We start from the raw sequence: 11,501 nt of genomic DNA, 5'->3' as shown, positions 1-11,501 counted from the left end.
ACCAACCCTGCCAAGAACAATAACACCAATGCCAACCACGGATGCGAAGCTAAGCCAAAAGGGTCACTATTAATGGCGTTATCAACGACAACGGTATTGTTTGTTGCAGCAGCATTATTTATGACAGCGTCATTGTTCGCTGCTTCACTTGTGACATTATCGCCTACCACTTCTTCATCGGCTCCAGAGATGGTATTGATTGCACCAAGCTCTGCATCTAACGCTTCGTCATCTAACAATGCATAATCAATCACCTCGTCATCTGGCGTAGTTTGCTCTGTAGCAAGACTATTGGTAACTGTCCCATCTGTAGAGGCTTGCGCAGTTTCTACATTGCTGTTATTGCTCGCAGAAACTGTAGCAGTACTACTTGAACTATTGGCTGCCGATTGTGACGCAGCAGCAATATTGACTGTGGTTTTTATTTTCTCCGGTGGATAGCATAGACCCGCTTTGGCACAGCCTTGCCAACCTATCGTTACAGCGGCATTATTTATCGCCTTGCCGTTCCTACTACTCAAAATGGTAGTAGCAACCATATTGGCTTGGTCAAAGACCAATACTTGCCCAAAAGTTGGATCGTCGATGGAGACTGGCTTTTGGCTAAAGCTAAAAGGTGCAGCGCTCACGCCAGCAGGCAGCGTTAGCTTAATTTGGTCTTTATAAACATAGTGCTCAGGCGTAATGTCAAAGTTAATGGCTAAGCGCGTGCCATTATTGGTCGGTTTGCTGCTACTGCTAACTTGAAACGCTTCATCAACAGGCAAAAATTTCGGTTGGGTCGCGCTTTTATCACTGCTAAATAAATCGCCCAATCCTGCCGCTTGCGATGCCACTGGCACGGCCGTCAGCCCAGTCGCTGCTAGCCCTGTCAATAATGAACCCGCGCTGAAAGCGAACGCCAACAGACAAGATTTTTTTGACGGTTTATTTTGCGTTAATGACGGAGACTTTTCTGCGCTCTTAAGGGACATGAAGGGCTACCTATTATTTCCAATATTCGAATTGACCAATTCACTGTCTGTATGGACTTGTCTATTTACAACCCCAGTTCGGGATAAGCCACATTGTAACTCATTGATACTATTTACAATGTCGCTACCTGTCCCTGCTGAGGCATGTTTTTGATGGTGGGCTTATAGGGAAACCAGCAATAAGCAATCAAACCCGACAGCAAGTTTGTAATAAAACCCGTGACACTACGATGGCGTGAATGCTCAATCTGACACAAGTTTTTCAGCTCCCCAAACACCGTTTCAACCAAAGAGCGATGATTGAGTAGTGCCTCATCCATAGGCTTGAGTAATTGGGGTTTCATATTACGCCGAAGTTTCGTTATCAGCCTAGTATCACTGTGTTTTGTGAGCCACGCGTTTAGGGCTTTACTGATGTAGCCTCTATCACCAAACACCTTGCCAAACACAGGTGTTGCCATATCCTTAACAGGCACTCTGTCATCCGTATTACCCGCAGTGACTTTAACAGATACCAGCTCGCCCTTATGATTGATAATGGCGTGCAGCTTAAAGCCATAGAACCAGCCCATGCTGCTTTTGCCTCGGGTTGCAAGTCCCTTAAAGACTTTATGACGGTAGATACGCTTGTTATGACAAACTGCTATCTTGGTTGAATCAATATAGCTGATACCCGTACAGTCGCCCATCATGCTTTGCAAGTAGCTGCACAGTGGCATGATACTGCGCGGTATAAGCTCTATAAATCGCGAGTAGCTCGGCAGATTTGGAAACTCCCGTTTCATCATGCCAAGCATGTGATGGTAGTAAAACGCCTTAAACTGTCGATAACGTAATTGATGAAACAGTATCAAGATGGTCATAATCTCTGCTACACTTATCTGGCATGCTCTTAACCTTTGGTGTCCCGTTGCGATTAAATGAGCGTCAAACTCAGGTTTGAATTGCTGATAAAAGTCGTCAATATGGCAGTATAGTTCGGTTAGGTTGTCCATGTAAGAAGTCCTTGTTGTGAAGTTTGTCTTGGTAAACTTACTTTAGCAACTTCGGACTTCTTTTTTTATCTTTTTTTTGAGCGCTTATCCCGAACTGGGGTTATATTATATACAACATACTACAATATACTATTAAGGGATACAAAATCATGGTGAGCTATGCTGAAGAAACCGTAGAGATAAACTTGGTAAACTAAGCGTATTGACAGGAGTTTACCATGACCAAGAAAGTAAGAACCTACAGTGACGGATTTAAAGCCGAGGCCGTCAAGAAGATAGCGGATAACAACGGCAATATTTCAGCGACCGCAAAGCAACTTGGCATCGCCATGCAAACGCTATCCAACTGGCAGAACAAAGCTAATCAAGGCAAGCTTGTAGGAACAAAGCAGTATGACCCTGAACTTATGAGTGCGCTTGAAGAGGTAAAACGCCTAAAGCGACAGCTCAAAGTGGCTGAAGAGGAACGCGAAATACTAAATGAGGAGGGATAAAGCGAAGCACTGCTTCGCCCCGACGCAAGGGGAGAGCTATGCTCGAGTTGGCGACGGCGTACTTCGCGAGAAACAGTTAGTCAGGTACGCCTTTATCAAAGACAACCAGTTCCTCTTTCGCATCACCACTATGTGCCGTGTGTTAAGGGTTAAGCCATCAAGCTATTACGACTGGCTAAGTCGTGATCTCAGCGACCAACAGATACATCGCAACCAGTCTGAATTACTGGTTAAAGCGGCTCACAATGAAACGAAAGAACGTTATGGCGCAGATCGACTGCATGCTCATCTAAGCGAGCAAGGCCATAACATTAGCCTGTATATGGTAAGAAGCATCAAAGAGCAACACGGCATTAAATGTCGTCGTCATAAGCGCTTTAAAGTCACCACCGACTCCAATCACAACAAGCTGGTCTATCCAAACGTACTGGATCAGAAGTTTGATGCTAAGCGCCCTAACGAGTCGTGGGTCAGCGACATCACCTATATCTGGACGAATGAGGGTTGGCTGTACTTAGCAGGGGTCAAAGACTTATACACCAAAGAGCTTGTCGGTTACGCTATTAACAAGCGTATGACCGCAGATTTAGTTTGCAAAGCACTAAATATGGCCATCAAGAATAAACGTCCAAGCAAAGGGCTAATCGTTCATTCAGACAGAGGCAGTCAGTATTGCAGTCACGCCTACCACAAGACCATTAAGCAGCATCAATTTATAGGCTCAATGAGCGGCAAAGGCAACTGTTTCGATAACGCTCCGATAGAAAGCTTCTGGGGCACATTAAAGAATGAGCTGGTATATCATCAAGACTATAAAACAAGGTTCACAGCCATCAATGATATTATCAGTTATATCGAGCTGTACTACAATCAGACGAGGATTCAAAAGGGTTTGGGCTATCAATCGCCAAGACAGGTGTGGTTTGATTATTATCGTCAAGCTGCGTAATTAAAATCTCCCAAGTTTATGTATACGGATTTGACGGCAGGGGTCAATAGTTTAAAACTTTTATATTTACGTGCGTTAGAACGTTACCTAGAAAAAATAAAAAACTTACACTGATTAAATTATTATGATTAAGTTTACTATTACCCTCGTCTTCTAAGTGTGGTTAGACCTTTGCCAAAATAGCTTAGTAGTAATAACAAGGTTATTATTATCAAGATAGGATAATTTCCCATAAGCATAAAGGGCGTGTTACCAACCCGTGCCTGTATCTCACCACGTAGTACAGTACGCTCAAACTGCGGTGCGCGTTTTACAATACGACCTTTATGGTTAATGATAGCGGTAACACCAGTATTGGTCGCTCGAATAAACCAGCGCCCGTTCTCAAGCGCGCGCATTTGTACCATTTGCAAATGTTGCAATGGTCCTGCTGAAGTGCCAAACCAGGCATCGTTAGAGACGGTCAACAAAAATTCAGTATCGATGGCATTTTTACGCGTGGTATCTGGATAAGCTACCTCATAACAGATAGCCGTCCCTATATTGTGTCCACGCACCTTTAGAGGTGACTGCTGATCACTACCACGACTATAGCTCTTAATATCCTGACTACCGGCCAAACTTGGGAAAATATCGAGCACGCCTTCAAATGGAATATACTCTCCAAAAGGCACTAGACGCTGCTTCTTGTATAGGCCTTCCGCTTCTACACCTCGAGCAATCACGCTATTGTAAAATGGGGGATACTTATCCGTACTGGCATTGAATGCCGCTTTATCCTTATAAGGGATACCAGTTATCCATGTCGTATTGGTCGCATTAGCCATTTCTATCATTTCACTAATAAAGCCCGCAGCCTCATCCTGAAACATAGGAATAGATGATTCAGGCCACACCACAACATCACGTCCCCACTCAGTGCGTGTTAACTTCGCATAAATCTTTAGCGTTTCTACTTGATACTTAGTCAGCCACTTTATATCTTGTGAAATATTACCTTGAATCAATGACACTGACAGATCAGGTGTGCCCTTAGGTTTTGTCCATTGCGGATTGACCAGCCATAATGATGTGCTAATGGCTAATAACAGTACAGAAACGATGGCATAACTACTGCGCCGAAGCAGTAGCTCTACTAAACTTGCAGCCAATAGTATGGCAACAAAAGAGACGGAAAAAACACCAGCAACGGGTGCTAAGGACGATAACCAATACTCTTCAGTAAATGCATAACCAACAAACAGCCACGGAAAGCCTGTGAATAACCAAGTTTTTAACCATTCTTGTAGCACCCAAAGAGCAGCAAATGAAAAGGGTTGTTTGCCTACCATACGGTTAAAGACTAGTGCTAACAATCCATGAAATAGTCCCATACCGAGACCCATCAATGCAATCATAATCAATGCGAGCCACGTTGGTGTATCGCTATAATCATGGATAGCAGTATAGAGCCAAAAGCCGCCGACGCACCATAGCCCCATACCGTAAGCTTCACCGATAATAAAAGCGCGACGACCACTCATACTTGTCACCAACAGCGCATATAAAATCGCTGGTGATACTATTGCTAGCGGCCAAAACCCATAAGGCGCTAGCGAAAATAAAAAAATAGCTCCTGCAAGCCATGCTGCTACTAGCGTAAGCGATAGCGGTAATTGATTTAAGTGAGTACTCAAACGCTTTTGTAGATTAATAGTAGACAGGCGCATCGCAAATTATCCAAAATTATGAGCCTTGAATTTTTAATCAAAATCCAAAACTCAGATAGACCCGTTAATACTACAGGCAGCATTTCAAAATAAAAACTGATTATGATACCAGTCCGCACTGCTCAATGTATAAATTTACGTACCCCGTTTGATGGGTTATTATGCTACATTACCAAACGATATGAAGTGTTACTTGACCTTCTATAGCTCACAATATTTACAGTACATGAGAGAGCACTATGACCCCCTTAAAAATAAAATCCAGTCTTATATTCAATCGTCATCTGTCTAAGGGGTTGCGTGGTACGCTGGTGTTACTTGCCGCCTCATCACTATTTGCTTGTAGCCAACCGAGTAGTGGCGTATCTGATGCAAACACAACATCAGTAACAACCGAAAATGCAACAGCTATCACTTTAAAGGAAGATGAACCAAACGCTAAAAGTGCTCACATGATGACAAGGTCAGTAAGTAAACCAGACCTACTAAAAAACGTCTCAGCTACGGTCTATAAAGATGCCAATTGCGGCTGCTGTAAAGAATGGATAAGTCATGCAGAAGATAATGGTCTAAGTGCAACCGCGCAAGATGTTGCGGACTTAGCCGTATTTAAAGAGCGCTACAGCGTTCCAACTGAGATGCGTTCTTGCCATACTGTAGTCACTACTGATGATTACGTCTTTGAAGGTCATGTACCTGCTAAGTATATGGCGCAGTTCTTAGAAAATCCGCCAGTACAAGCTATGGGTCTTGCCGTACCTGGCATGCCTGTTGGTAGCCCAGGTATGGAGTATCAAAATAAATTCATGCCCTATCAGGTTATGCAGCTCAATAAAGACGGGACGACCCAAGTTTATGCTGATATTGAATCGGTAGAGCAGCAATTATAGTGTGTTAGCAGTTAAGAATACTTTGATTATAGTGTTAGCGTTAAAAGTAAATGAGGCAGGTATAAGACTGTTCTATTGCTTATAAAATGATTCTTCATCAAAAAAATCATTAGCTATTGCGACTTTAAAAGCAAAAATAACTTTGAATTTGTAACTTTTGATGACAATGTAAGCGGATTTATCGGTTATTAACCCTTAAAATAGATAAATAATTAAGGGTTAATACAAGAATATACAGGATGTATCGAAACAATTACGTAATATTACATAAGCCAGTAGGGAATTAACATCTATATTAATATTATAAATTATTATATTATCTTAATAATTAGTTAGACCCTATATAGGGTAATTACTTCATCCAATAAAAAAACGTCTGAGGGTTAAATCTGTAATTTAGATTTAACCCTCAGACGTTTTTTTGCTTATAAAACAGTAGAAATTGTTGTCAATTTAGTCAGCTATATTCTGTATATGTTACACAAGCTTACATTGTAAAATGTGGAATATTAGCAATTTTTTCAACATCAAAAAAGTATTTTTGGGGTTTTTAAGGGTGATGACAGGCTAAACAGCCTATGCTAAAGTCGGCTTTGTGTTTTGGCCAGCAGCTTGATTTGCAACAGCTTCGTAAGACTTCAATGATGCTGTGATCGCCAATAATCATTTTTTATATGAATAATATGCAGCAGAAGTATCAGTCACTATGACATATATATACTTGAGTTATTGAGATTTAATTGACTGCGCTGTTGTTGATAACAGACCATTTTGAATTAACCGTAGGTATTAGATTTATGAAACAGGCTTTATTGATTTTGTCAGTACTGGGTATGGGCATAGCACAAACGAGTGGTGCTGCTATCACAATCTCTCAAACAAATAATACCATCACCAATACTTCTGTGGCATCAAACTACGGTTCATCAAAAAACATCTATAGCACCAAAAGTGGTGCTTATGTTTCTAATAATGATGAAATTAGTCAAGCAATTAGCAACCTAAGTGCGCAGGCCAAGCAAAAAGAGAATCAGCTTTCATCATTAAACAGCCGCTTATACGCTGAAAAACAACAGCAGCAAGTCAATAAGGTTCCTGACAGCAATTCAGCCCCCGCTATCGCTGCGGCTCGCGCCTCAAAAGTGGCTTTATCTGGCAGCTCTGGATATTGTGCCCGTTACGTACGTAAAGCACTACAATCAGCTGGTTATGAATTTACACCCAATCCTTCAGCCTATCAGTACGCCACTCGTGGCACGCTTGAGAAAGCAGGTTTCAGCAAAATCAGCAATGATATGCCAACCCAAGTAGGTGATGTTATTGTCTATGATCGCTCATCAAAGCGTCCACATGGCCATATTCAAATTTTCGATGGTACAAATTGGATTTCTGACTTCCGTCAGAACAGTATCAGCCCATACAGTGGTGTCTATGCTTATACGACATGGCGTGATTCAAAATACGTGGATGACGCATCCGCATCAGATCGTAATATCTACCTTGCTATGAATGATAAATAAGACTTTCTAAGTCAGCACAACATAGTTGTTATTTCCTCCAACCCAGTAGTGATCTTAATATCATTGCTGGGTTTTTTTGTGCTTAACATCAGGGCGTATTTAACCTTTCATGATTTGATCCGTCAGAAATGAACACTACTGATATCATTACTCATGACAGGAGTTATCGACAAGCGCGTTTAAAATGCCACATGATGACGCTGGTGCACTACTTGCACATTTCTGGCGCAAAACGGTCAAGTGATGCTTTAAGTGCATCAGTTCTTCCATTCGTATTTCCACAGCATGAATGTGCTCATCTAGCAAGTTATTCACATCGCCGCAGTCCTTGTCAGGCGACTCCCAGTATTCAAGTAAGATTCGCACATCATCTAAAGCCATATCGAGCGTACGGCAATGTAGGATAAATTGTAGACGCTCAATGTGCTCTTCATTATATAAACGATAATTCCCTTCGCTACGAAAAGGCTCGGGTAATAAACGCTCTTTTTCATAATAGCGAATGGTTTCTACTGTGGCACCTGTGCGTTTAGCGAGCTCACCAATTTTGATTGTCATAACAACCTCTATGATTTAAATAATTAAAGTGGCTGTAAAGACTAGCGCTAGAGAAATTAAAATTACGAAACTGTAGATAAATAACCTTGACTCTAAAGCCACTATAGGGTTCATAATATCATTATTCAAAGGGTAAATTATTATGAAATATCATATTGAAGGTATGGACTGTGCCAGTTGCATCGGCAAGATTGAAACAGCTTTGAAACGTATGCCTGGGGTTTCTGATGTTCAGCTGAATTTCGCTACAGAAACGCTAGAGCTAAATTTAGCCCCTGGTGCGCCGACTCAGGCTAGTGATATCGAAAAAACAATCAAAAGCCTAGGGTTCGGCATCTCTGCCAATACTGGTCAACAAACTGTATCGGCTATTGATATTGACAGCGACAATCAGATGGCTCCGCAGGATAAGCAATGGTGGCAAACTCAAAAAGGCAAACAGGTTGTTGGCCTCGGTATTTTGATGGGCAGCGGTTATGCACTGTCACTACTGTTGCCCGCTTATGGGATATGGGTGTTTGCCATCGCTGTGATTGTAGGCGTTTTTCCATTTGCGCGCAAAGCCTTAGCACTGGCTAAAACAGGTTCATTCTTTTCAATTGAAACGCTGATGTCCGTCGCCGTGCTTGGCGCACTTATCATTGGTGAAGCTGAAGAGGCCGCAGCGGTTGTCTTTTTGTTCTCAATCGGTGAACTGTTTGAGAGTATCGCTGCTGATCGCGCTCGCGCTGGCATCAGAGCCTTATCATCGCTGGTTCCGAAAAGTGCAATTTTACTTGATGCTCAAGGTGGGCAGCGTAACGTTCCAGCGACTTCATTACAAGTGAATGACCTTGTGCTGGTGCGTCCTGGAGATAGGGTATCTGCTGATGGTTCCATTGTTCAAGGTGCGTCCAGCCTTGATGATTCGCCCGTGACGGGAGAGTCTGTTCCTGTTGCCAAGACGATGGGTGACAATGTATTTGCAGGGTCAATTAACATCGATGGTGTGCTCCAAGTGCGCGTAGAAAAGACAGCCGCCGATAACACCATTTCGCGCATTATTGAGCTGGTAGAGCAAGCCCAAGCCTCCAAAGCACCCACTGCCCGTTTTATTGAGAAATTCAGTCGCTATTACACACCGGCAGTGATGGCTATTGCCGCACTAATTATTATCATTCCACCGTTAGCCATGGGTGGAGATTGGTCGACTTGGTTGTATCGCGGTCTAGCACTGTTGCTGATTGCCTGTCCCTGTGCTCTTGTACTATCAACACCCGCTGCCATCGCCTCTGGTCTTGCTGTTGGTGCGCGCCGTGGCTTGCTGATCAAAGGCGGTAGTGCTTTAGAAACTATCGGCCAAGTGAAGACGGTCGCTTTTGACAAGACAGGCACTTTAACTGAAGGCAAACCACGCGTGACCGATGTTGTTGCCTTTACACAAGAGGACTCAAGTATTCAAGGTCAGAATTCTCAAGGTCAAGATGAGATATTGGCACTTTTTGCCAGTGTGGAGACTGGTTCTAGTCACCCGCTTGCTGAAGCCATTGTTAGTCATGCTGAAGCTGCTAAAGTGTTCATACCTGTGGCCTTCAATGCTTCTGCAACTGCCGGTAAAGCGGTACACGCAACTGTCGCGGAGCGCGCGCTAGCTATCGGTTCGCCTGTTTACGCAGCCGATGAGGCATTGATTTCATCCACACAACAGGCGCAAATTGAGGCGCTGCAAAATGAGGGTAAGACCGTCTCTGTTCTTTTCGATGAGCAAAACCGTGAAGTGCTTGGATTAATCGCGCTAAGAGACGAATTACGAGACGACGCTCATGAAGGTGTGGCTCAGCTCAAAGCGATGGGTGTGCGCTCCGTCATGCTAACAGGCGACAACCGCTTAACCGCTCAAGCACTTGCCAGTAATTTAGACGTGGAATGGGAAGCTGAGCTGTTGCCTGAGGACAAACTGCGCCTGCTTAACGAGATGAAGAACAACCGCAAAATAGCGATGGTTGGTGATGGTATTAACGATGCGCCAGCGCTAGCAACTGCCGATGTTGGCATCGCGATGGGTGGTGGTACCGATGTGGCCATTGAGACGGCCGATATCGCATTATTAAAAAGTCGTGTTACGGACATGGCTAATCTCATCGCACTTTCACGTGCCACCATGCGCAACATTCATCAGAACGTCATTTTCGCTTTAGGTCTCAAAGGCGTCTTTCTGATCACGACCATATTCGGCATTACTGGACTATGGATTGCGGTTCTAGCTGATGCTGGAGCAACAGTGATCGTTACTCTTAATGCGTTACGTTTACTGCGCTTTAAAGGCGCGCCTCCACTGGTAAATCCGCCTAAAGTAGTTAAATAAAACCCTTCGAAATCAATTAAAAACTAGAGATAGCAGCAGATTTCGGGGTGGGTTCTAATAATAAAAATTCCACCGCCACAGTAAACTGCAACCGCATTAGAGTAAATAAGGTTAGACCGTATGTTGATTACAGAATTGGGCTATTTTGCCTTGCTTACCGCTTTTGTACTGGCGTTATTGCAGGTAATTCTGCCAACTATTGGTGTTATTCGTAACCAAGTTGCTTGGCAACGACTAGCCCCTAGCCTAGCTTGGGCACAGTTTGCCGCCATGATAACGTCATTTGGCGCTTTGATAGCAGGTTTTTATTATAATGATTTTAGCCTCAGTTACGTCGCGCAGCATTCTAATACGCTGTTGCCTTGGTACTATAAGTTATCGGCGACATGGGGCGGACACGAGGGCTCTTTGCTGCTATGGATGACCATCATGGCCACATGGTGTGCACTGGTATCATACTTTAGTCGCGGCTTGCCGTTATCAATGCGTGCGCGGGTATTAGTTATTTTGGCCGGTGTACAGTTAATGATGCTAACGATGCTGATATTTACCTCGTCACCGTTTGAGCGTACCTTACCCAATCTAGCGGTCGATGGCGCTGATTTAAATCCTGTCCTACAAGATTTCGGTCTGATTATTCATCCGCCCATGTTATATATGGGCTATGTGGGTATGGTAGTACCTTTTGCATTTTGTATGGCGGCATTGTGGGAAGGGCGTTTAGATGCTGCTTGGACACGCTGGTCACGTCCATGGGCGCTCGCGGCTTGGGGATTTTTGACCATTGGTATTGCACTGGGCTCGTGGTGGGCCTACTACGAGCTTGGCTGGGGCGGTTGGTGGTTTTGGGATCCGGTAGAGAATGCCTCGTTTATGCCTTGGCTTGTCGGCTTAGCATTGCTGCATTCATTAGCAGTCACTGAAAAGCGCGGGGTGTTTAAAGCATGGACCATCATGCTGGCTATTTTCGCCTTTGCCTTAAGCTTGCTTGGCACGTTCCTGGTACGCTCTGGAGTCCTTACCTCAGTGCATTCGTTTGCCGCTGATCCGACGCGTGGTTTGGTTATC

The 11,501-nt window shown here is 43.7% G+C and carries 8 protein-coding genes and 1 pseudogene; 5 read left to right on the top strand and 4 right to left on the bottom strand.

The genetic code is table 11. From position 1 onward, the window contains the following. The coding region (locus CXF58_RS06570) for a protein-disulfide reductase DsbD N-terminal domain-containing protein (protein ID WP_180952537.1) at nucleotides 1–974 on the bottom strand (974 nt) is incomplete at its 3' end. Between the two features lie 113 nt (nucleotides 975–1,087). After that, entirely contained in the window at nucleotides 1,088–1,969 is an 882-nt protein-coding gene (locus CXF58_RS06565; RefSeq protein WP_102076945.1) for an IS982 family transposase, read from the bottom strand. 218 nt (nucleotides 1,970–2,187) lie between these two features. On the opposite strand from CXF58_RS06565, the pseudogene CXF58_RS06560 reads away from it, so the two are divergent. Continuing rightward, nucleotides 2,188–3,412: pseudogene (locus tag CXF58_RS06560) on the top strand (IS3 family transposase). 140 nt (nucleotides 3,413–3,552) lie between these two features. On the opposite strand, the gene lnt reads toward CXF58_RS06560, so the two are convergent. After that, nucleotides 3,553–5,121, bottom strand: coding sequence for an apolipoprotein N-acyltransferase (gene lnt, locus CXF58_RS06555; protein WP_007394851.1), 1,569 nt, complete (start codon nucleotides 5,119–5,121; stop codon nucleotides 3,553–3,555). Between the two features lie 239 nt (nucleotides 5,122–5,360). Between lnt and CXF58_RS06550 the strand changes: the two genes are divergently transcribed. Together CXF58_RS06550 and CXF58_RS06545 are read left to right on the top strand one after the other, a co-directional pair. After that, nucleotides 5,361–6,011: a DUF411 domain-containing protein gene (locus tag CXF58_RS06550; protein ID WP_011513677.1), complete on the top strand. Its 651-nt coding sequence runs from the start codon at nucleotides 5,361–5,363 to the stop codon at nucleotides 6,009–6,011. A gap of 797 nt (nucleotides 6,012–6,808) precedes the next feature. Continuing rightward, entirely contained in the window at nucleotides 6,809–7,531 is a 723-nt protein-coding gene (locus CXF58_RS06545) for a CHAP domain-containing protein (RefSeq protein ID WP_068405068.1), read from the top strand. 147 nt (nucleotides 7,532–7,678) lie between these two features. Here CXF58_RS06545 and cadR read toward each other — a convergent pair whose 3' ends face one another. After that, nucleotides 7,679–8,089, bottom strand: a complete 411-nt coding sequence (cadR, locus tag CXF58_RS06540) for a Cd(II)/Pb(II)-responsive transcriptional regulator (protein WP_007394845.1) — start codon at nucleotides 8,087–8,089, stop codon at nucleotides 7,679–7,681. A gap of 142 nt (nucleotides 8,090–8,231) precedes the next feature. Between cadR and CXF58_RS06535 the strand changes: the two genes are divergently transcribed. Together CXF58_RS06535 and CXF58_RS06530 are read left to right on the top strand one after the other, a co-directional pair. Continuing rightward, nucleotides 8,232–10,433 carry a heavy metal translocating P-type ATPase gene (locus CXF58_RS06535; protein ID WP_077450565.1) on the top strand — a complete coding sequence of 734 codons (2,202 nt, stop codon included), beginning with the start codon at nucleotides 8,232–8,234 and terminating at the stop codon, nucleotides 10,431–10,433. A 120-nt stretch (nucleotides 10,434–10,553) separates the two neighbouring features. Then, nucleotides 10,554–11,501 (top strand): heme lyase CcmF/NrfE family subunit (locus CXF58_RS06530; RefSeq protein ID WP_180952536.1); only part of this gene is annotated, 948 nt, incomplete at its 3' end.

The organism is Psychrobacter sp. Sarcosine-02u-2 (assembly GCF_002836335.1).
GTDB classification, from domain to species: Bacteria; Pseudomonadota; Gammaproteobacteria; order Pseudomonadales; family Moraxellaceae; genus Psychrobacter; species Psychrobacter faecalis.
The sequence above is the reverse complement of the archived record's forward strand: the minus strand, read 5'-3'. Positions and strand labels throughout refer to the sequence as shown.

Excerpts from the sequence above, each read along its gene's own strand:
- CXF58_RS06565 (WP_102076945.1), bottom strand. The coding sequence starts at position 1,969 with ATGGACAACCTAACCGAACTATACTGCCATATTGACGACTTTTATCAG.
- lnt (WP_007394851.1), bottom strand. The coding sequence starts at position 5,121 with ATGCGCCTGTCTACTATTAATCTACAAAAGCGTTTGAGTACTCACTTA.
- CXF58_RS06550 (WP_011513677.1), top strand. The coding sequence starts at position 5,361 with ATGACCCCCTTAAAAATAAAATCCAGTCTTATATTCAATCGTCATCTG.
- CXF58_RS06545 (WP_068405068.1), top strand. The coding sequence starts at position 6,809 with ATGAAACAGGCTTTATTGATTTTGTCAGTACTGGGTATGGGCATAGCA.
- cadR (WP_007394845.1), bottom strand. The coding sequence starts at position 8,089 with ATGACAATCAAAATTGGTGAGCTCGCTAAACGCACAGGTGCCACAGTA.
- CXF58_RS06535 (WP_077450565.1), top strand. The coding sequence starts at position 8,232 with ATGAAATATCATATTGAAGGTATGGACTGTGCCAGTTGCATCGGCAAG.